21 protein-coding genes and 1 riboswitch are annotated in these 20,366 nt (G+C 63.1%); of the genes, 12 read left to right on the forward strand and 9 right to left on the reverse strand.

Going from position 1 to position 20,366, the window contains the following annotated elements; all coding sequences use genetic code 11:
- The first annotated feature begins 119 nt into the window (after positions 1-119).
- Positions 120-295: riboswitch (yybP-ykoY riboswitch) on the forward strand.
- A gap of 88 nt (positions 296-383) precedes the next feature.
- The gene (locus AC1Z32_RS14280; RefSeq protein WP_483479269.1) at positions 384-1,394 is read left to right on the forward strand and encodes a sodium:calcium antiporter; all 1,011 of its coding nucleotides are present in this window, start codon (positions 384-386) and stop codon (positions 1,392-1,394) included.
- Positions 1,395-1,519: 125 nt separating this feature from the next.
- On the opposite strand, the gene AC1Z32_RS14285 is transcribed toward AC1Z32_RS14280, so the two are convergent.
- The 3 genes from AC1Z32_RS14285 to AC1Z32_RS14295 form a co-directional block, all read right to left on the reverse strand.
- Positions 1,520-1,819: a flagellar protein FliT gene (locus tag AC1Z32_RS14285; protein ID WP_483479270.1), complete on the reverse strand. Its 300-nt coding sequence runs from the start codon at positions 1,817-1,819 to the stop codon at positions 1,520-1,522.
- Positions 1,820-1,840: 21 nt separating this feature from the next.
- A complete protein-coding gene (gene fliD / locus AC1Z32_RS14290; RefSeq protein WP_483479271.1) occupies positions 1,841-3,382 on the reverse strand; it encodes a flagellar filament capping protein FliD in 1,542 nt (513 codons plus the stop codon).
- A gap of 174 nt (positions 3,383-3,556) precedes the next feature.
- Positions 3,557-5,014 carry a flagellin N-terminal helical domain-containing protein gene (locus tag AC1Z32_RS14295; RefSeq protein ID WP_483479272.1) on the reverse strand — a complete coding sequence of 486 codons (1,458 nt, stop codon included), beginning with the start codon at positions 5,012-5,014 and terminating at the stop codon, positions 3,557-3,559.
- Between the two features lie 244 nt (positions 5,015-5,258).
- On the opposite strand from AC1Z32_RS14295, the gene AC1Z32_RS14300 reads away from it, so the two are divergent.
- Entirely contained in the window at positions 5,259-6,206 is a 948-nt protein-coding gene (locus AC1Z32_RS14300; RefSeq protein ID WP_483479273.1) for an aldo/keto reductase, read from the forward strand.
- A 369-nt stretch (positions 6,207-6,575) separates the two neighbouring features.
- Positions 6,576-6,788, forward strand: coding sequence for a 30S ribosomal protein S21 (gene rpsU, locus AC1Z32_RS14305; protein WP_008351904.1), 213 nt, complete (start codon positions 6,576-6,578; stop codon positions 6,786-6,788).
- Between the two features lie 111 nt (positions 6,789-6,899).
- Here rpsU and AC1Z32_RS14310 read toward each other — a convergent pair whose 3' ends face one another.
- The 3 genes from AC1Z32_RS14310 to AC1Z32_RS14320 form a co-directional block, all read right to left on the reverse strand.
- Positions 6,900-7,259, reverse strand: a complete 360-nt coding sequence (locus tag AC1Z32_RS14310) for a phospholipase D-like domain-containing protein (protein WP_483479274.1) — start codon at positions 7,257-7,259, stop codon at positions 6,900-6,902.
- Positions 7,260-7,293: 34 nt separating this feature from the next.
- The gene (locus tag AC1Z32_RS14315) at positions 7,294-7,719 is read right to left on the reverse strand and encodes a hypothetical protein (protein WP_483479275.1); all 426 of its coding nucleotides are present in this window, start codon (positions 7,717-7,719) and stop codon (positions 7,294-7,296) included.
- Between the two features lie 468 nt (positions 7,720-8,187).
- Complete coding sequence (locus tag AC1Z32_RS14320; RefSeq protein WP_483479276.1) at positions 8,188-8,793, reverse strand: DNA-3-methyladenine glycosylase I; 606 nt, start codon at positions 8,791-8,793, stop codon at positions 8,188-8,190.
- A gap of 111 nt (positions 8,794-8,904) precedes the next feature.
- Between AC1Z32_RS14320 and AC1Z32_RS14325 the strand changes: the two genes are divergently transcribed.
- Entirely contained in the window at positions 8,905-9,822 is a 918-nt protein-coding gene (locus tag AC1Z32_RS14325; protein WP_483479277.1) for a glucosamine kinase nucleotide-binding domain-containing protein, read from the forward strand.
- Between the two features lie 33 nt (positions 9,823-9,855).
- Positions 9,856-10,692: a Cof-type HAD-IIB family hydrolase gene (locus tag AC1Z32_RS14330; RefSeq protein WP_483479278.1), complete on the forward strand. Its 837-nt coding sequence runs from the start codon at positions 9,856-9,858 to the stop codon at positions 10,690-10,692.
- 47 nt (positions 10,693-10,739) lie between these two features.
- On the opposite strand, the gene AC1Z32_RS14335 is transcribed toward AC1Z32_RS14330, so the two are convergent.
- The 3 genes from AC1Z32_RS14335 to AC1Z32_RS14345 all read right to left on the reverse strand — a co-directional run bounded on the left by AC1Z32_RS14335 (position 10,740) and on the right by AC1Z32_RS14345 (position 13,380).
- A complete protein-coding gene (locus tag AC1Z32_RS14335) occupies positions 10,740-11,027 on the reverse strand; it encodes a hypothetical protein (RefSeq protein WP_483479279.1) in 288 nt (95 codons plus the stop codon).
- A gap of 338 nt (positions 11,028-11,365) precedes the next feature.
- Positions 11,366-12,064 (reverse strand): aquaporin Z, encoded by a 699-nt coding sequence (gene aqpZ, locus AC1Z32_RS14340; RefSeq protein WP_483479280.1) that lies wholly within the window; start codon positions 12,062-12,064, stop codon positions 11,366-11,368.
- Positions 12,065-12,315: 251 nt separating this feature from the next.
- Entirely contained in the window at positions 12,316-13,380 is a 1,065-nt protein-coding gene (locus tag AC1Z32_RS14345) for a glycosyltransferase family 4 protein (protein WP_483479281.1), read from the reverse strand.
- Between the two features lie 702 nt (positions 13,381-14,082).
- Here AC1Z32_RS14345 and flhD point away from each other — a divergent pair.
- The 7 genes from flhD to cheW all read left to right on the forward strand — a co-directional run bounded on the left by flhD (position 14,083) and on the right by cheW (position 20,341).
- Complete coding sequence (flhD, locus tag AC1Z32_RS14350) at positions 14,083-14,406, forward strand: flagellar transcriptional regulator FlhD (RefSeq protein WP_483479282.1); 324 nt, start codon at positions 14,083-14,085, stop codon at positions 14,404-14,406.
- Between the two features lie 18 nt (positions 14,407-14,424).
- On the forward strand, positions 14,425-14,997 hold the full coding sequence (gene flhC / locus AC1Z32_RS14355; protein ID WP_483479283.1) for a flagellar transcriptional regulator FlhC: 573 nt from the start codon (positions 14,425-14,427) through the stop codon (positions 14,995-14,997).
- A 129-nt stretch (positions 14,998-15,126) separates the two neighbouring features.
- Entirely contained in the window at positions 15,127-15,987 is an 861-nt protein-coding gene (gene motA, locus AC1Z32_RS14360) for a flagellar motor stator protein MotA (RefSeq protein ID WP_483479284.1), read from the forward strand.
- A gap of 25 nt (positions 15,988-16,012) precedes the next feature.
- Positions 16,013-17,014, forward strand: coding sequence for a flagellar motor protein MotB (gene motB / locus AC1Z32_RS14365; protein ID WP_483479285.1), 1,002 nt, complete (start codon positions 16,013-16,015; stop codon positions 17,012-17,014).
- Positions 17,015-17,081: 67 nt separating this feature from the next.
- The gene (locus AC1Z32_RS14370) at positions 17,082-17,459 is read left to right on the forward strand and encodes a response regulator (RefSeq protein WP_483479286.1); all 378 of its coding nucleotides are present in this window, start codon (positions 17,082-17,084) and stop codon (positions 17,457-17,459) included.
- A gap of 52 nt (positions 17,460-17,511) precedes the next feature.
- Positions 17,512-19,806 carry a chemotaxis protein CheA gene (gene cheA / locus AC1Z32_RS14375; RefSeq protein WP_483479287.1) on the forward strand — a complete coding sequence of 765 codons (2,295 nt, stop codon included), beginning with the start codon at positions 17,512-17,514 and terminating at the stop codon, positions 19,804-19,806.
- A 16-nt stretch (positions 19,807-19,822) separates the two neighbouring features.
- Positions 19,823-20,341 (forward strand): chemotaxis protein CheW, encoded by a 519-nt coding sequence (gene cheW, locus AC1Z32_RS14380; RefSeq protein WP_483479288.1) that lies wholly within the window; start codon positions 19,823-19,825, stop codon positions 20,339-20,341.
- Positions 20,342-20,366 lie beyond the last annotated feature (25 nt).

The raw sequence follows: 20,366 nt of genomic DNA on the forward strand, positions 1-20,366 counted from the left end.
GCACGCGAAGCAAGCGGCGCGCCCGGCGCGGCTAGATTAGCGAATGCCTCTATCGCCGACAACGATTCGATCGGCATACGCTTATTCGCGGCTTGCTGAAACGGTGTGCATCAGGCTAAACTTGCGCCGTCTTTGGGGAGTAGCCTTCCTTCGCGTGCGAAGGAGAACGCGTCAACATCCTCGGCCCTGCTGCCGTGGCGCGTTCGACCGGAACGGTTTGGCGAGACCATCGATGCGTTATGTCGTTCTTGGTCGGACGGCGCGTGGCGCATCGTGGTTCGCTCGACGTCCGGCCGTGGAATCATCGTGTCCCCACAATCACAATATCCCCGTCGTTCGTGCACGCCTGCGCGCCTGCCGCATTCTTCGATGCGAGGTGCCGCATGACGATGCTCTTTGTCGAACTCGCGCTGATGCTCGCGATCATTCTGATCGCGTCGGAGCTATTCACGAACGCGCTCGAACACCTCGGCGAGCGGCTCGGCATCTCCGAGGGCGTGACCGGTTCGCTGTTCGCGGCGGTCGGCACCGCGTTGCCGGAAACGACGGTGCCGATCATCGCGTTGCTCGGCGGCACGTCTAGCCGTGCGGTCAACGAGGAGATCGGCGTCGGCGCGATTCTCGGCGCGCCGCTGATGCTCGCGACGCTGTCGACTTGCCTGATGACGGTCGCGATTCTCAAGTCGCGCGGCTTGCGCGGCCGGATCATGCCGGAGCACAGCGGGTTCGTGCGCGATCTCAACTTCTTTCTGTTCGCGTTCCTGATCGCGTGCGCGGCCATGTTCGTGCCGCATCATGCGTGGCCGGTGCGGGCCGTGTTCGCGGTGGGGCTCGTCGGACTCTATGTCGTCTATGTGATTTCGACGTTCAGGGCTTCGGCGGAGCTCGTCGAGAGCGGGCACGGGACGGAAGCGCCCGAGCCGTTGTTTGCTTCGCGTGTCGGTTTGCGGACTTCGCTCGGCTCCATCATGTTGCAGTTTCTCGTCGGCATCGTGCTGCTCGTCGGCGGGGCGAAGGGCTTCATTCACGGCGTCGAGGGCGTGTCGCATGCGCTCGGGATTTCTGCGTTGCTGCTGTCGCTCATCATCATCCCGATCGCGACTGAACTGCCCGAGAAGGTGAACAGCATTCTTTGGGCACGCCGGGGGAAGGACACGCTGGCGTTCGGCAATATCACTGGAGCGATGGTGTTTCAGGGGACGTTACTGCCGGCGATCGGCATCATGCTGACGCCCTGGGAACCGCGGATCGAGGTGCTGACCGGCGTGCTGATCACGCTCGCGGCGGCGGCGTGGTTGCGCTTGAATGCGAAGGCGAATGGCATCGTGCTTTGGGCGTTGCTCGGGAATGGCGTGTTGTACGTGACTTATCTCGTGCTGACGCTTGGACGGTGAGGCGGGCGCTGCAAATAAAAATGCCCGCCGGAAGGCGGGCATCGAAGAGCGAAGCAGCGCGCCGGCGAACCGGCGCGTCGTTCTTGTTGTTCTTGAGATTGTTATCGGCGTGAGAAGAAAAAACTTTAGAGCTGCGCCGCCTGATGATATCGGCTGACGGCCCTGGCGCCGTCCATCGAGCGGCGATAGGCCGCAGCAAGCGATGCCTGCGCGGCCGCCGAGCGTGCGGCCACGGCATCGATGCTCGCCTGAATCTTGCGGATGAGCGCGAGCGCATCGGCGGGCTGTTCCGCCTGCAACGCCATCACGAGCGGCGCGCGCGCTTCCGTGAGCTCGGCCGCACGCACCCAGTCTTCCTTGCCGACCGCTTCTTCGATTGCCTCGGTCAATGTCCAGGCGTTCTGAATCAGTTCAATCTGGTTCATGATGCGTCGATCCTTCGGCGATTACTTCTTGGCGTCAGACATCGCACCAGCGCTGTTCGAACCGCCGAAGAGCGCCGTCAGATAGCTGGATTGCTGCGTCATCGACGACATCAGCGTGTTCAGCGCCGTGAACTGCTGGTTATATGACGTCGTCAATTGCTGCGTATAAGCGGTGAGCTGCGTCTGCTGATCGGCGATGTTCTTCAGATCAGTGTTCAGCGCGGTGGTGCGCGTGTCGATGATGCCGCCTGTCTGCAGGAACGAAGTCAGACTCTTGTTCAACTGCGCGGCGACGCCGTTGGTCGAGTTGAAGAGCGATGCAATCGTGCCGCTCTTGTTCGTGAGCGCATCGGTGAGCGCGTCCTCGTCGGTCTTGAGCGAGCCGTCGGGCTGCAGCGCGATGCCGATGGAAGCGAGATTGACCTGATCCTTGCCCGTCCCGATCGCGCGGCTGATCGTGCTCGAGATGGTGTTCTTGATCGAGTTCATCATCGAGTCGCCGAGCAGCGCGCCGCCTTGCGAACCGGCTGCCTGAGTCGAGTCGAACGACGTCAGCGATGACGCCGTGCTGATGAAGTTGTTGTACGCGGTGACGAACGCTTCGATCGTCGTTTTCTGGCCGCTGACATCCTGGCCGATCGTGAGCGTCTGCGTCGTGCCGACCGAGTCCGACGCGAGCGTCATCGAGACGCCCGTGATCGCGTCCTTGATCGTATTGCTCGAGCTCGATACGGCCGTGCCCGCGACCGTCAGATTCGCGTCCTGGCCGGCCGTATTCTGGTTCCAGCCGCCCGTGCTGTCGATCGACGTGTGCGCGGGCGTCGTGATGGTCTTGGTCGGATCGTTGGGATCGGGGGCCGTGCTCGCGGCGACAGTCGTCGTCTTGACCGCGAGCTTGTTGAGCGGCGACGTGCTGTCGTCCGCATCGACCGTGATATTGATGCCGTTGGACAGGCCCGTCGACGAGGAGCGCAACACGAGGTGCGCGCCGTCCGTGCCGTTGACGATGGTCGCCGTGACGCCCGGATTGTCGGACGCCGAATTGATCGCCGAAGCGATGCCCGAGAGCGTGTTGTTGCTGCTGTCGATCTTGATCGTGCTGGACTTGCCGTTGACGTTGATCGTCATCGAGCCGGTGCCGAGCGTGTCGGTCGACTTGAACGCGCCCGATGTGATCGACTGCGACGTCGCGATGTTCTGCACGTTCACCGAATAGCTGCCCGCGACCGCGCCGCTGCCCGCGGTGGCCGTGAGACCCTTGCCGTCAGCGGCGGCGGTGAAGGCGGAAAGCGTGGTGCCGTTCGCGAGGTTGGTGATCGAGCTCTGCAGCAGCGAGAGCACCGACTTCAGCGTGCCGATCGCGGTGAGCTGCGTGTTGTCGGCCGTCTTCTTGTTGTTGAGCGCGTCGGTCTGTCCCGCGACCTTCGCGTTGACGATCGCGCTGACGAGCGAATTCACGTCCATCGTGGAGTTCGTGGAACCGCTGATGATCGACTGTGCGGCCTGCTGTACGGCGCTTGTCGGATCGACAGTGGAACCCGTTGTCGTGGAAACGGTGGTCATGAGTGCTCCGGTCGTATTGCTTCGCGATCGCTTGAAATTGAGCGGGAGTCGTCATCTCCCGAAAACGCGCACAGGGAGACGAGCTCCCGGTGCGCTGACTGCTTCGATGCTTTGTTACATCCGGCGCGCATTGTACTTGCCGATGCGCGCCGGCTACAGCTTAGGCGTTGTTGCTTAGCCGAGGAGCTTCAGAACTTGCTGCGGCATCGAGTTCGCTTGAGCCAGCACCGAGATGCCAGCTTGTTGCAGCACTTGAGCTTTCGACAGGTTCGCGGTTTCCTGCGCGAAGTTCGCGTCGGTGATTTGCGACTGTGCCGACGACAGGTTGGTCGACTGTTGCGTCTGCGTCGAAGCGATCGACGTGAAGCGGTTTTGCGCAGCGCCGAGGTTTGCTTGCAGCGAGTTGACCGTGTTCAGCGCGTTGTCGATCGAAAGGATCGCGGCGTTGGCGCCACCCGTCGAGCTGATGTCGATGTTCGCGAGGCTCGGAGCAGCGTTCAGCGTGCTGGCCGCGTCGACTGCGGTGTTGGCCGATACGTTCGCGGCCGACGTGAGCGAGAAAGTCGTCGGAGTCGTCGTTGCGCCTGCGGTCACCGTCAGGAACGACTTCGCAACCGAGCCGGCGGCAATGCCGTCACCGAGGCTCTTGCCGTCTTGGTCGAAGAACGTGACACCGCCTGCGCCGTCGGCCTTCGCCGTCACGGAGGTGATGAACGACGTCGTGGAAGAGGTTGCGTCCTTGCCCGTTGCCGCGTCGATGTTCAGGTTCGACACCGTGCCGATGACCGTGCCTGACTGCGCAGGAGCGCTCGGCGTATTCGCGGCGTTCGCCGTGCTCAGCGCTGCGAACTGGCTGCTCGGCGCGAGCGCGCCGCCGGCCTTGGCCGTGATCGTGCTCGGTGCGCCGGCCACGCTCGAAGTGACCGTGAACAGCGCGTCGCTGGCGGTCTTGTCGATGGCCTGGTTGTTCTGGTCCGTGAACGTGTAGCCGCCCTTGCCGTCAGCAAGGATGTTGATCGACGTGATGGCGGGCGTGGTGCCCGATCCCGCCACGGTGCCGTCGCTCTTCAGGCTGAGGCCGCTGACCGTGCCGAGCACCGAGCCCTTGCTTGCCGAGCCGCCGCCGAGCGAAGCCGCCGACACGCCCTGCGAGAAATCGACCGAGATCGATTGGCCGACGTTCGCGCCGATCTGGAAGCTCACCTTGCCGGCGGTGCCGTCGAGCACGTTCGAGCCGTTGTACGTGGTTTGCGAAGCGATACGGTTCACTTCAGCGATACGCTGGGCCACTTCCTTTTGCAGAGCAGCCTGGTCGGTCGAGGAGAGCGAGCCCGTCGCCGATTGCACCGCGAGCTGGCGGATACGCTGCAGGTTGTCGGAGATCTGGCTCAAACCGCTCGATGCGGTTTGCGTCATCGAGACCGCGTCGTTCGAGTTCGACACGCCTTGGTTCAAACCGTTGATCTGCGACGTCATGCGCGACGCGATTGCCTGACCAGCAGCATCGTCAGCAGCGCTGTTGATGCGCTTGCCCGACGACAGGCGGGTGATGGCCGAAGACAGCGCGCTCTGGGTGCTGTTGAGGTTCTGCTGTGCAACCAGCGAGTTGATGTTGCTATTGATACCGATCATTTGTTCTCTCCTGGGAGACTGTATCTGGCTTTGGCTTTGGCACCGAGTGTTGCCTTGGCGGTCCTGCGCTCGGTGATAGCCGGCCGCCTACTTGTGGTTATCGGGCCCCTCGAAAAAAACTTAAGCCCCGCGCAAACGATTTGCGTAACGAATTCCTTCGTAAGCCTCCAACGCGTCTCCCGGCAAGGCTCCCGTTTCGCGCGTATGCTTTTTCGTCCGTTCCCCCTCGCATCCGGAGCACTCAATGCAACAACGCATCGGCACATCGGACCTGCAAGTCGCACCGCTCGTCTTCGGCGGCAACGTCTTCGGCTGGACCGCCGACGAGCGCACGTCGTTCTCGATCCTCGACGCGTTCATCGATCACGGCCTGAATTTCATCGACACTGCCGACGTCTATTCCGCCTGGGCCGACGGACACCAGGGCGGCGAATCGGAGACGATCATCGGCAAGTGGTTCAGGGAAAGCGGCAAGCGTCATCAGGTGGTGCTCGCGACGAAAGTCGGCAAGCTAAGCACGCGCGCCGGCCTGAGCGCGGCGAACATCGCGGCGGCCGTGGACGACTCCCTGCGGCGGCTCAAGACCGATTACATCGACGTCTACTTCTCCCATTTCGACGATGACGAAACGCCGCTCGGCGAAACGCTCGACGCGTATCAGAAGCTCATCAAGGCGGGGAAGGTCCGAGTGATCGGCGCGTCGAACTACACGGGCGAGCGGCTCGAAGAGGCGTTGAAAGTCGCGAAGGATTCCGGCCTGCCCGCCTATCAGATCCTTCAGCCCGAATACAACCTCTACGACCGCGAAGGCTACGAAACCGGTCTCGAACCGGTGGCCGAACGGCACAAGATCGCGGTCGTGCCTTACTACGGGCTCGCGAGCGGGTTTCTGTCGGGGAAGTACCGGTCGAAGGCAGACACGCAGCACAAGGCGCGCGGCGCGCGCGTCGAAAAGTATCTGAATCCGCGCGGCTTCAGGATTCTCGACGCACTCGACGAAGTGGCGAAGCGCAACGAAACCACGCCCGCGACGGTCGCGCTCGCGTGGATGATCGCGCGGCCGAGCGTAACCGCGCCGATCGCGAGCGCGACATCGGTGAAGCAACTGGAAAGCCTCGCCGCCGCGACGCGTCTTAAGCTCGCCGGCGAAGACATCGCGCTGCTCGACGAAGCCGGTGCCTGGGAGAAGTGAAGGCAGAAATAAATCTGTTGCATCAATGGGTTGGGCCGCTCGAGGTGGTTGGCAGGGGCGCGGCGTTCTGGTAACATCGCGCCCGAATCGAGAAATGTGCCCGATTTCCTGCCTTCGCCGCTGAAAAAAGCAACGTCAATACAACGTTAATGAGCAGCGGCGAACGGCTCCGAAACGCGCCTTCGTGTGGTTCTTTCGAAAGCGCATGCCGCTTCCGCGGTTGAATCTCAACTCTCTCTTTTCCGGCCTCCGTGGCCGCTTTGCTCGTGTCCGCCGCCCATTTTCATGTCGGCGGACGATCGGAGTGCCGGGGCGCGGCGGCTTTTATCGTCGCGCGCTTAGAAATACGTTTAGCAAAACAGGATTTACATGACCACTATCGTCCTCAAAGAAAACGAGCCGTTCGATGTCGCGATTCGGCGTTTCCGCCGCACCATCGAGCGCAATGGCCTGATCGCCGAACTGCGCGAGCGCCAGTCGTACGAAAAGCCGACCACCGAGCGCAAGCGCAAGAAGGCAGCTGCCGTCGCGCGTCTGCGCAAGCGCCTGCGCAGCCAGATGCTGCCGAAGAAGATGCACTGAGCATCCTGTTCGGGCGAGGATCGAATCCTTGCCCTGAACGGCAAAACGGCGGTGCGACCCGTAAGGGCGCACCGCCGTTTCGTTTGCGGCTCCGGCTTAGAGCCTGCGCGCTCAGACGAACGCGTGACGCTTGCCGAGCGCCGCGAGCAGTTGCGGCCACTCTTCGACATCGGCGTAGTCGTGAACTTCCTCGAGCTCGATCAGCAGATCGACGATGCTCGGGTCGTACGCGTTCACGTTCGACGCGTAGAGCGCCTGCAATAGCTTGCCGTCCTGCGCATGCCGATAGTAGGAAATGCCGACGCCTTCGAGGTCCGGGTCGTACAGTTCGTCGCTCACGAGCGAGCCGATCGCGCACTTGCGGCCTTCGGGACTTCGCAGCCGGCACGAACCGTTGTCGTCTTCCGAGACCGCGCGCTGCGCCAGTAAATGCGTGCTGACGCGCTCGTAGATCTCTTTCGCGTTCAACATCGTGATAGGGCTCAACATCACAGCACCCGCAATATCAAGCAGCCGTTTTCAGAAGCTCGGCGGACAGCCCGAACTGACGCGCGATCGACGTGAGCCGCTCGCGCCATTCCCATTTGCCGAAGACGTCATGCACGTTCTGCAGACACGAGAGCAATTCGACGGTATTGGGATCGAACACGTTGATGCGCGAACGCAGAAGCGCGCGCCTGAGCGCCGCGACGCCGACATCCATGTAGGTTGGAATCTGCTCGGGCGGCTTCGCGATGTAGCGGATGGGCACGCCTTCCATCGCGCTGACATAGTCGCGCGGCTTGATGAAGCTGCCGACGGGGCAGCCGCCGCAGTATCCGCGATAGGCGCCGCCGCCGTGAGGCAGCAACGCCGCTTGCCCTTGCACGAAGAGATGCTGTACTGCGCTGTTGAAAATCTCCTGATGGGTCAGGAAGTTCAAGCTTTTCATGATCTTCTCCCCTGCGCCCCTGCGCAGCGGCCATGCGTTGGATATTCGAGAACCTGCACCTGCTGCACCGGAGCTGCGGCATCGTTGCGAATATGGCGCAACCTGAATCGACGCTTAGCCGCCCGGACACTGCTTCGAGCACGACGGATTTCCCGGCCTGGGCGTGCGGTTTCACAGCGCCCTGTATTGTGCTCGCGTCGGATTTCTACACTCAGTGAACGATCCGTACCCCGTCAGTTATAACGGTTCGGCCCGGTAAAAAGGTGCGCCAGCGCACGCGAAAACGCCATTTTTACACGGACCGCACGCTCGTGCAGTGCGGAAAACCCGGCCGAGAGCCTTGTCATACGCGGCTCCGGACGTGCTTCACTGCAAAAAAAGTGGCTTCTATCGGGATTTACCCTAGGTTTCCGGATTTGCGCTCAAGGATGTTGCCAAAAAGCAAAAATTCCCCCCATTTGGATGGCTTCAATGTGAGGATTTGGCCACGGTTTTGCGTTTTGTCTTAGCTTTTCCTCGCGACAGGCACGTGGCGGCGTGATCGTTGACCATGCCCGTCGCCTGCATGAAGGCGTAGCAAATGGTTGTGCCGACGAACTTGCAGCCGTACTTTTTGAGCGCCTTGCTCAGTGCGTCGGATTCGGGCGTGGACGCGGGCGTGGGATTTTTCGCGTCGCGTGGCGTATCGATGGGCGCATCGCCGACGAACGACCAGACGAAGTTCGCAAACGAGCCGTGCTCCTGCTGGATCTGCTGCACGGCGCGCGCATTGAGCACGGCGGACGCGACCTTCGCCCGGTTGCGGACGATTCGCGCGTCCAGCACGATCCGCTCGATATCCTTTTCGGTGAAGCGCGCCACTTTGCCGATGTCGAAGTCCGCGAAGAGTGCGCGATAGCCCTCGCGCTTGTTCAGGATCGTCGACCATGAGAGGCCGGCCTGCGCGCCCTCCAGCACGAGCATCTCGAACAGATGCTGGTCGTCGCGCGACGGCACGCCCCATTCATCGTCGTGGTACTGGATCATCGCTTCGGTGGTGGCCCACGCGCAGCGGGTTTGTTCGGTGTCTGCCATTGCGAGTCCTCATTATTCTGAATCGCGTCAGCATAGCGGAACGCCCGCGCCGTGCCATCTATGCCATTCGGCCAATTGGCGGGCGCCTCGGCCACCGGTAAGCTTGCGCCCATGAATACATTCTCCAACTCGGCATCTCAAGGCTTTCTGCTCGGCGTAGACGGCGGCGGAAGCGGCACGCGCGTGATTCTCGCGGACGCGCAGGGCATCGAACTCGCGCGCGCGAGCGGCGGACCATCGGGGCTCGGGCTCGGTGTCGAGCGCGCGTGGCAATCGATCGGCGACGCATGCCGGCGCGCATTCGAAGCCGCCGCGCTGCCTTTCGACTGGCGCAACTGCTCGCTCGGCTGCGGGCTCGCGGGCGTCAACAACGCAGGCTGGCTCTCGGCTTTTCTCTCGACGGCGCCTGAAGTGCGCGCGCTGAGCGTCGAGAGCGATGCCTACACAACGGTGCTCGGCGCGCACGGCGGCGAACCCGGCGTGATCGTCGCGCTGGGTACGGGCAGCATCGCGGCGTCGCTGGACGAGGCGGGCGTTTGCCGCATCGCGGGCGGCTACGGTTTCCCGAGCGGCGATGAAGCAAGCGGCGCGTGGCTCGGCTTGCGCGCCGTCGTTCATCTGCAGCGCGTGCTGGACGGCCGCGCGCCGGAAGATGGCTGGTCGCGGGCGCTGCTCGCGCAAACCGGCGCGACGGATCGCGACAGTCTCGTTGTGTGGCTCTGCGCCGCGAATCAGACTGCGTACGCGACGCTCGCGCCCACTGTGTTCGCGTTCCACGACCATCCGGTCGCCTCGCGCCTGCTCAAGCGCGCCGGGCTCGAAATAGAGCGGCTGGTCGCAGCGCTCGACTCCGCGGGCGCGTTGCCCATTGCGCTGTGCGGCGGCCTGGCGGCGTCTTACGAGCCGTTCGTACCGGCCGCGTTGCGCGAGCGCGTGCGGGCGCCGCGTGCCGATTCTGCAGCGGGCGCGCTGGAACTGGCGCGTCGCGCAGCGTGCGCGTCGAAGGCCAGCGGCGGCGCGGCGCGATAAAATACCGACCTTCGCGGCACCACAAAGGCAGTCATGTACTCGGTCATCGCCACTGATCTCGACGGTACGCTCCTCAACAGCGACCACCAGCTCGATCCCTTCACCGCCGAAACCGTGCGCACGCTGGCCGCGCGCGGCGTACCCATCATCATCGCGACGGGCCGGCATTATTGCGACGTCGCCGGCATCCGCGATCTGCTCGGCGTCGACGCCTATCTGATCACGTCGAACGGCGCGCGCGTCCATGCGCCCGGCGACGAGCGCATCTATTCGCGCGACCTCGATCCCGCCGCCGTGCGCCGCCTGGTGCAGCCGGATCTCGCGGGCAGCGAGCGCGTCATCGTCAATCTTTTCGCCGACGACGCCTGGCTCATCGATCGTCACGCGCCCGAACTGCTGGTCTTCCACCAGGATTCGGGCTTCAAGTACGAGGTGATGGATCTGCGCGAGCATGACGGCGAGAACATCGCAAAAGTGCTGTATATCGGTGAGCCGGCCGATCTGAAGGAAACCGCCGCGAATCTCGAGCGCGAGTTCGGCGACTCGCTTTACGTCACGTATTCGCTGCCGGACTGTCTGGAAGTGATGACGTCGGACGTCTCGAAGGGGCGGGCGCTGCGCTTCGTGCTGGAGCGGCTCGAGCTCGAAACCGCGCAATGCGTCGCGTTCGGCGACAACATGAACGACATCGACCTGCTTGAAACCGCCGGGCATCCGTTCATGATGAACAACGCCAATCCCGATCTCATCAAGCGTCTGCCGAATGTGCCGCATGTCGGGAACAACTTCGAGGCGGGCGTCGCACACCAGTTGCGCAAGCTGTTCGGCATTCGCGACGAACTGGCGTCGCCGGGACAGACGCCCGACTGAGCGTCCGTCGCGGCGTGCCGCCGGTGTTCGCTGGCGGCACGCGTCGCTTAGCCGCGATGCCCCCAGTTGTTGCCATAGCCGCCGTGGTTCCAGCCCGCGCGGTTCCAGCGGCCGTTGTCGTGGCCGTAGCCGCCGTGCCAGCGCGGCGCTTCGTGGCGATAGTACGGCGCGCCGTAGGCCGGCATCGCCGGGCGCACATACACCGGAGCCGGGGCCACGTAAGCAGGCGCGCCGACAGAAACGCCGATGTGCAGATCGCTGTGAGCCTGAGCCGCTCCCACGGCACCGATCACGAGGCCGGTCGCGACGAGCATTTGGGTGACGATGCGCTTCATTGTGTTTCTCCTTTAAGGCGACGTGTGTCGCATGAGTCCAATGTAAGCGGCCGCCGTCTTACACGCTTCGACGACTTGTTACGGTATGCAAGGGCGGCGTAAGGCATGGAGACAGCCCGTGCCGATTGGCGCGATCGCCGGAAGCCTTATCCGGCGGGCCTCACGCGCGATGCCGGTGTTCCGTCGAATCCGTCTCGCAACAATTCATAAGCATGCTGCGTAATTCGGCATTACATTTGTCGCGCCCTTTTAATCATTCGGATGCGAGGCGTTGCCCAAAAACAAAAACGGGCGCATGGCGCGCCCGTTTTGCTTACCGCTGATGCGTCCGCCGACGCTTACTTCTGACGCGTCAACGACGGATAAAGCAGGCCCGCGATAATCGCGCCGACGATCGGCGCAATCCAGAACAGCCACAGTTGATCGAGCGCCCAGCCGCCTACGAAGAACGCCTGGCTCGTCGAGCGCGCCGGATTCACCGACGTATTGGTGACCGGAATCGAGATCAGGTGGATGAGTGTCAGGCACAGGCCGATCGCGAGCGGGGCGAAGCCCTTCGGCGCGCGGTCATCGGTGGCGCCGAGAATCACGAACAGGAAGAAGAAGGTCATCGCGACTTCGCAGACCAGGCCCGCGATCATCGAGAAGTGACCCGGCGAATGTTCGCCGAAGCCGTTCGCGGCGAAACTGCTCGACGCGAAATCGAAGTTGGGGTTGCCCGTCGCGATCAGATAGATGATCCATGCGCCGAGCGTCGCGCCGATCACCTGAGCGGCGATATACGGCACGAGATCGCGGACCGGGAAGCGGCCAGCGGTCGCGAGACCGATGCTCACGGCCGGGTTGAGGTGGCAGCCGGAAACGTGACCGATGGCATAGGCCATGGTCAGCACGGTGAGACCGAACGCCAGCGACACACCGGCGAAGCCGATGCCGAGTTGAGGGAAGGCCGCGGCGAGCACGGCGCTTCCGCAGCCGCCCAGCACGAGCCAGAAAGTACCGAAAAGTTCAGCGCCGAGACGCTTCGACAAATGCATGATTCTGCCTTCGTGAAAGAGAGATAAACCGTTGATTCGAGACAAGAACGCGTGACGCGCTTGCGCAGCGGAGTTTAAGCGCGGTCCGTTCTGCGAACTGTCAAAAATGGTTGATCTGCTCTTGATTCACGGGCATCGGACTGAAGTTCGGATTGTCCTCAAACAAAAGCCTTAGCGTGCGGACAAAAAAAATGCCGCCCGATATTCGGGCGGCATCCGTACAGCTTGAATCCGGCGTTCGTGAGCGCGCTTTAGCCCACCGCGACTTGACGCAGCACCGGGCGCTTCGCGGCCTGGAGCATGGCGGCGTAGCTCTCGACGTAGTTCTGGGCCATCGTCCGCGAGCTGAAGCGGCGCTCGAACTGCGCGCGGATTTCCGTGCGCGACAGTTCATCCAGACGATGCAGCGCGCCCACCGCACCCTGCACGTCCTCGCAGATGAAGCCCGTCACGCCGTGGTCGATCACTTCCGGCACCGAGCCGCGGTTGAACGCGATCACCGGCGTGCCGCAGGCCATCGCTTCGATCATCACGAGGCCGAACGGCTCGTTCCAGTCGATCGGAAAGAGCAGCGCCTTCGCGCCCGACAGAAACTCGGGCTTCTGTGCCTCGTTGATCTCGCCGATGAATTCGACATGCGCCTGCGAGAGCAGAGGCTCGATCGTCGACTTGAAGTATTCCTGGTCGACCTTGTCCACCTTGGCGGCGATCTTCAGCGGCAGACCGCTTTGCGCAGCGATCTTGATGGCGAGATCGGCGCGCTTTTCCGGACAGATGCGGCCGAGGAAAGCCAGGTATTCCGGCTTCTTGTGCGGTTGCGGCGCGAGCAGCTCGTTCGGCAGGCCGTGATACACGGTGTTCAGCCAGTTCGCCTGCGGCAGCGGCCCGCGCTGGTTGTCCGAGATCGAGATGACGTTCGCCTTCGTGAACGTGTCGAAGATCGGCTGCAGTTCCGGCAGGTCGAGACGGCCGTGCAGCGTCGTCACGAACGGCGTGTCCATCTGCGTGAACAGCGGGAACGGCATGTAGTCGAGGTGGAAGTGCAGCACGTCGAACTCGTGCGCGCGCTGGCGGACGGTTTCGAGCAGCAGCATGTGCGGCGCGAGCGCATCGCGCACGGTGGGGTCGAGACGCAACGCGCGCGGCCACACCGCTTCGAGCGTCGCCTTGGTTTGCGAATCGCCGCTTGCGAACAAGGTTACATCGTGGCCGAGGTCGACGAGCGCGTCGGTGAGATACGACACCACGCGTTCAGTGCCGCCGTAAAACTTCGGAGGAACTGCTTCGTGCAACGGTGCAATTTGTGCGATTCGCATAACGTGACTCTCCTATGTCGATCGAAGCTGGCGCTTTCGCTCCTTGCTCGATCCCATGCCTGTCGAGGCGGAAGGTTGAGGCAGTGCAGTCACGCTCCGGTCGAGCGTTCAACATGCCATTCGGGCGGGCCGCGTAGTCGTGAGACGCCGCCCGAGATCGGCCCGGAGATGAAAAAACATCGCGACCGGGTTATCCCTTAATGCCCATTATCGGGATCGGTGGCGGCATTTCACTTCATTTTTCAATCGCTTATCGTTGTTACAGCGCGAAACATGTGCTGTTACGAAGTCAGAAATTGCACCGAAGAGGATGATGTAGACGGATTTAACGTATGGCAGCGGACCGCGAGACCCTCACAGCAATTTACGGACCCACGGCCGGATGCGGCGCTCACACCCGCAGCCGGGCGACGAAGGCCGAAAATATTCAGTAAGCCATTAAGTCAGATCAATAGCTGCCGATATCCAAGATTGCCGACCGGCAATCGAAGCGTGCCGGCGTGTAAGAAATATTCCTACATGAAGATTCGCGAAACTCCGTCGCTGCGTCGGAAGCTTTGTCCGACAGGCGCGGCCGCGGGCATCGGCGACAATCGAATCGAAACCAGACAACACGGGCGGGGCCGGATTCGCTGTCCTTTGCGAATTCGAGCAAACGTTCCCGCCGGGCCTGACCAGCCACGTATCGATTCGGGGAAACAGATGACGGCCAGCAATCCGAGCGCGCTCGCGGAAATCCGCGAGGTGAATCTTTCGTACTTGCTCCTCGCGCAGCGGCTCCTGCAGGAAGACCGCGTTTCGGCGATGTACCGCCTCGGACTTTCCGAGCAGGTTGCACAGGTGTTGGCCTCGCTGACGCTCGCGCAGGTGGTGAAAGTGGCGTCGTCGAGCCACTTGCTGTGCCGCTTTCGTTTCGACGACCACGCGATCCTTTCGTCGCTCGCCGACAAGGACAAGAGCGCAGCGCTCGCGCACGCCCACGCGGCGATCCTGCTGGCGGACAGTCCCGTCGAGCAGATCGGCTAAGGCACGTCCGTCACGCCAATGGCGACGAAAAGCGTAGTCGCGGAAGTCCGCGAGATCACCCTGGCGATCGAGCTGATCGAGCTCGGCGCACGCCTGCAACTGCTCGAAGCGGAGACGAGCCTGTCGCGCGACCGGCTCATCAAGCTCTACAAGGAGCTGAAGGGCGCGTCGCCGCCCAAGGGCATGTTGCCGTTCTCGACCGACTGGTTCATGACGTGGCAGCCGAACATCCATTCGTCGCTGTTTCACGGCATCTACCGTTTCATCGACGAGCACGGCGGCGCCCACGGCGCGCAAAGCACGATCCAGGCGATCGTGAAAAGCTACCGCCTCTATCTCGAGCACGCGGCGCTCCACGGCGACGAACCCGTGCTTTCCCTCACGCGCGCGTGGACGCTCGTGCGCTACTTCGAATCCGGCATGTTGCAGACGAACACGTGCACGCGCTGCGGCGGGCGCTTCGTCGCGCATGCGTATGACCTGCGCGCAGGCTACGTCTGCGGCTTGTGCCAGCCGCCGTCGCGCGCGGGCAAGACGCGCAAGGCGGCGCCTCGAAGCGCAACGGAGCGCGCCCCGCGCATCGCGGCCTGATGCCGCACCCCCGTCGCCACGCGGGGTTTACCGTTTGCCGCCCCGCGGAATCAACCTCAAAGTTTTTCAGCCGGTTGCCGTAAACCACTTAACGGCGGTCTTACCGCATTGAAACGTGAGGACTCGACTGTGCTGATTTTCGTTGGAACGCTCGTGACATTGCTGTCCGTCTTCGGCGGTTATGCGCTCGAAGGCGGCCATCTTGGCGCGCTCGTGCAGCCGGTCGAAATTCTGATGATCGCGGGTGCGGGCGTCGGTGCATTCATCCTCGGCAATAACGTCAAGACCATCAAGGCGACCGTTCTCGTCATTCCGACGCTCTTCAAGGGCGCGAAATACGACAAGGGCATGTACATGGAGCTGATGGGCCTGCTCTACGTGCTGCTCGCGAAGGCGCGCAAGGAAGGCACGCTCGCGCTCGAAGCGGATATCGAAGATCCCTCGAAGAGCCCGGTCTTCAGCCAGTATCCGAAGATTCTCGCGGACCACCATATCGTGGAATTCCTGACGGATTATCTGCGGCTCATGGTCAGCGGCAACATGAACGCGTTCGAGATCGAAAGCCTCATGGACGAGGAGATCGAGACGCATCACGTCGAAGGCGAGGCGCCCGCGCACGCGCTGTCGAAGGTCGGCGACGCGATGCCCGCGTTCGGCATCGTCGCGGCGGTGATGGGCGTCGTGCATACGATGGCTTCCGCCGATCAGCCGCCCGCGATTCTCGGCGAGATGATCGCGCAGGCGCTCGTCGGCACCTTCCTCGGCATTCTCCTTTCCTATGGCTTCATCGGGCCGCTCGCGAACGTCGCGGAGCAGCGCGTCGCGGAGCAGACCAAGATGTTCCAGTGCATCAAGGTGACGATCCTCGCGAGCCTGAACGGCTACGCGCCCGCGATCGCGGTGGAGTTCGGCCGCAAGGTGCTGTTCTCGACGGAGCGCCCGTCGTTCTCCGAACTGGAAGAACACGTGCGCCGGGTCAAGGCGAAGTGATTTCCGCACTGATCGAGACACAGCCATGAGCAACGAAAGCGGGCGCCCGATATTCATCAAGCGCGTCGTCGGGAAGGGCGCGAAGGGGCATCACGGCGGCGCGTGGAAGCTCGCCTACGCGGACTTCATGACCGCGATGATGGCGTTCTTCCTGCTGATGTGGCTGCTTTCGTCGACGTCGCCGGTGCAGCGGCGCGGCATCGCCGAGTACTTCAACATGCCGCTCAAGGCCGCGATGGTCGGCGGCAAGACCGTCGGCATGGACAACAGCATCATCACCGGCGGCGGGCGCGATATTTCCAGCAGCGAGGCGGGCGCCGCGCGCAGGACCAACGGCAGCACGCAGCTCGCGCAGCGCGCATCGTCGGACACCGACGAGGAGCTGCTCAAGTCCGCGCAAGGCGAGCTCGAGCGGCGCGAGCAGGTGCGCCTGCACGATCTTCAAGTCAAGCTGATGGCCGCGATCGAAGCCAATCCGACGCTGCGCCAGTTCAGGCAGCAGATTCGTATCGAATCGACGCAGCAGGGCTTGCGCATCGAGATCGTCGATACGCAGAAGCGCCCGATGTTCGCGCTGTCCAGCAACACCGTGCAGCCATACATGCGCGACATCCTGCGCGAGATCGGCAAGAGCCTGAACGACGTGCCGAACCGCATCGTCGTGCAGGGACACACCGACGCCGTGAAGTACGCGGGCGGCGAGAAGGGCTATAGCAACTGGGAACTGTCGGCGGACCGCGCGAACGCGTCACGGCGCGAGCTCGTCGCGGGTGGCATGGACGAAGCGAAGGTGCTGCGCGTGCTCGGCCTCGCGTCGACGCAAAACCTGAACAGGCAGGACCCGCTCGATCCGGAGAACCGGCGCATCAGCGTCATCGTGCTGAACCGGAAAGCGGAAATGTCGATGCTGCGCGACGATGGCTCGCCGGGCGCCACGCTCGACAACGGCACGGACGCGAACGGCGCGCCATCGGCGGCGCTCGGCCAGCTGATTCCCGGCATCGCGCCCAGGTCCGCCGCGCACTGAGCAGATTCCCCAAAAAACACGCTCAAGACCCGACACGTTTCGACCGTCATCACGGCAAGAGACAAACATGATCAAACACATTCTGGCAATCGACGATTCCGCCGCCATGCGGCAAATCCTCTCGGCGACGCTCACGACGGCGGGTTACGAAGTGACCGTCGCGTCGGACGGCGACGAAGGCCTGGAGTGGGCGCTCGCCGAGCGCTTCGATCTCGTTCTGACCGATCAGCACATGCCGGGCAGAAGCGGGCTCGATCTGATCGTGGCGCTGCGCGGGAACCCCGCATACAGGGCGACGCCGATTCTCGTGCTGACGACCGAAGACGGCGAGCCGTTCAAGGACGCGGCGCGCTCGGCGGGCGCGACGGGCTGGATCGAGAAGCCGCTCGATCCGGACCTGCTGACCGAGCTGGTCGCCGCGCTCTCGGAAGACACGCAGCACTGAAGCCACAAGCAAAAGACAACCCGCGCACGCACGCGCCGATGGTGACTCAAGCATGACACTCGACATTACCCAGTTCTATCAAACCTTCTTCGACGAAGCGGATGAACTGCTCGCGCAGATGGAGCAACTGCTGCTCGTTCTGGACATCGCGAATCCGGATCCGGAAGACCTCGCGGCGATCTTCCGCGCGGCGCACTCGATCAAGGGCGGCGCGGCGACGTTCGGCTTCACGGCGCTGACCGAAACGACGCACATCCTCGAATCGCTGCTGGATCGCGCGCGCAATAACGAGCTCGTCCTGCGCCGCGACATGATCGACACCTTCCTCGCGACGAAGGACGTGCTCTCCGACCAGCTCGCCGCGTATCGCGCGAGCACGGAGCCGGATTCGGCCGCCGCTAGCGCGATCTGCGCGAAGCTGGAGCGCCTGAAGAACGAGAACGCCGATGGCGCCGCTTCCGGCCAGATCGAGCCGCCCGCGCTGCCGGGCACGCAACACGATGCGGCGAACGTGAATGTCGCGCCGGCGTACGCAGGCCCGAACTCGCCGCCCGCGCACGTGCTCGCGCAGGCGATGGACGCCATCGAGGACGACGGCAACTGGGACGGCGCATTCGAACTCGCCGATGGAACGCATGCAGGAACCGCCGCCGATGCAACGCCGGGACACACCGGCGCGCCGGCGGCGGAAGTTGGACCCCACCTGAAAATTACGCTACGGGGGGTGGGCGAGAAGGACCTGGCGACTCTGATCGAGGAGCTGGGAAATCTGGGAAGCATCGTCGGAGAAAAGAAGACGGACGCCGAGTACGTGGTTTGGCTCGACTCGGACGTCCCGGCCGACGATATCGTCGCCGTGTGCTGCTTCGTGATCGATGAAACGCAGATCACGATCGGCCGTGGCGATGCAGCGGCGCAATCGGCGCAATCGGCGCAATCCATGCAGGCGCAGCCGGCGTTGGCGGTGCAACCCACGCTACACCAAGAGCCGAAGCAATCGCGGGCGAATGAAGCGCCCGCATCCGCGGCAGGCAACGACGCAGTAAAACAAGAAGCGGTGCCGGCGGCGGCGAGTTTACAAAACGCGCCCGCCGCCCAGCCGTCCAAAGCCGCATCGAGCGACGCCGACAAGAAAGCGCGCCCGCAGGCGGCGGCATCGGCGGAAGGCAGTTCGATTCGCGTCGGCGTGGAAAAGGTCGATCAGCTCATCAACCTGGTGGGCGAGCTCGTCATCACGCAGGCGATGCTCGCGGAAACCACGAGCACGTTCGATCCCGCATTGCACGACCGTCTTTTCAACGGCATGGCGCAGCTCGAGCGCAACGCGCGCGACCTGCAGGAAGCCGTCATGTCCATCCGCATGATGCCGATGGATTACGTATTCAGCCGCTTCCCGCGCCTCGTGCGCGACATTGCCGGCAAGCTCGGCAAGGACGTGGAGCTCGTCACGTTCGGTCAGGCGACCGAGCTCGACAAGAGCCTGATCGAGCGCATCATCGATCCGCTCACGCACCTCGTGCGCAACTCGCTCGATCACGGCATCGAAACCGTGGAAGCACGCCGCGCCGCGGGCAAGCCGACGACCGGCCAGCTCGTGCTGTCGGCGGCGCATCACGGCGGCAACATCGTGATCGAAGTGAGCGACGACGGCGCTGGCCTGCGCCGCGACAAGATTCTCGCCAAGGCGCAGAAGCAGGGCATGCAGGTTTCCGAATCGATGAGCGATGAAGAAGTCTGGCAGCTCATCTTCATGCCGGGCTTCTCGACCGCCGAGCAGGTCACCGATATCTCCGGCCGCGGCGTGGGCATGGACGTGGTGAAGCGCAACATCCAGTCGATGGGCGGCCACGTCGAAATCATGTCGCGTCAGGGCGCGGGCACGACGACGAAGATCGTGCTGCCGCTCACGCTCGCGATCCTCGACGGCATGTCGGTCAAGGTCGGCAACGAGATCTTCATTCTGCCGCTGAACTTCGTGATGGAGTCGCTGCAGCCGGTGGCCGAAGACATCTACACGGTCGCGAACGGCGAGCGCGTCGTGCGCGTGCGCGGCGAATATCTGCCGCTCGTCGCGCTGCACGGCGTGTTCGATGTCGAAGGCGCGCGCACCGATCCGACGCAGGGCATCGTCACGATCATGCAGACGGAAGGACGCCGCTTCGCCATGTTGATCGACGAGCTCGTCGGCCAGCAGCAGGTGGTCGTGAAGAACCTCGAAACGAATTACCGCAAGGTGCACGGCATTTCCGCCGCGACCATCCTGGGCGACGGCAGTGTCGCGCTGATCGTCGACGTGGCCGCGCTCAACCGCGAATCGCGCGCACAGCACGGCGCGCACTCTCACTGATACCGAAGGAGCCTTCATGGCAGACGTTCAATCGATTCATACCGCTGCGCCTTCGCGACGTGACGCGCAGCACGCGGAAGCTGCCGGACAGGAGTTTCTGGTGTTCACGCTCGGCGCCGAGGAGTACGGCATCGACATTCTGAAGGTGCAGGAAATTCGCGGCTACGACAACGTTACACGCATCGCGAACGCGCCTCTGTTCATCAAGGGCGTGATCAATCTGCGCGGCATCATCGTGCCGATCGTCGATATGCGCATCAAGTTCAATCTCGGCCGCGTCGAGTACGACAACCAGACGGTCGTGATCATCCTGAACGTCGCGCATCGCGTGGTCGGCATGGTGGTGGATGGCGTGTCGGACGTGCTCACGCTCACGCAGGAACAGGTGATGCCCGCGCCCGAATTTGGCGGCACGCTCGCGACCGAGTATCTGACGGGCCTCGGCACCGTGGACGGCCGCATGCTGATCCTGATGGACATCGAAAAGCTCATGACGAGCCGCGAGATGGAGTTGATCGACTCCGTCGCCGCATAAAGCAAACAAGCACTTGGAAATACAC

Source organism: Caballeronia sp. 11_S32 (assembly GCF_056930355.1).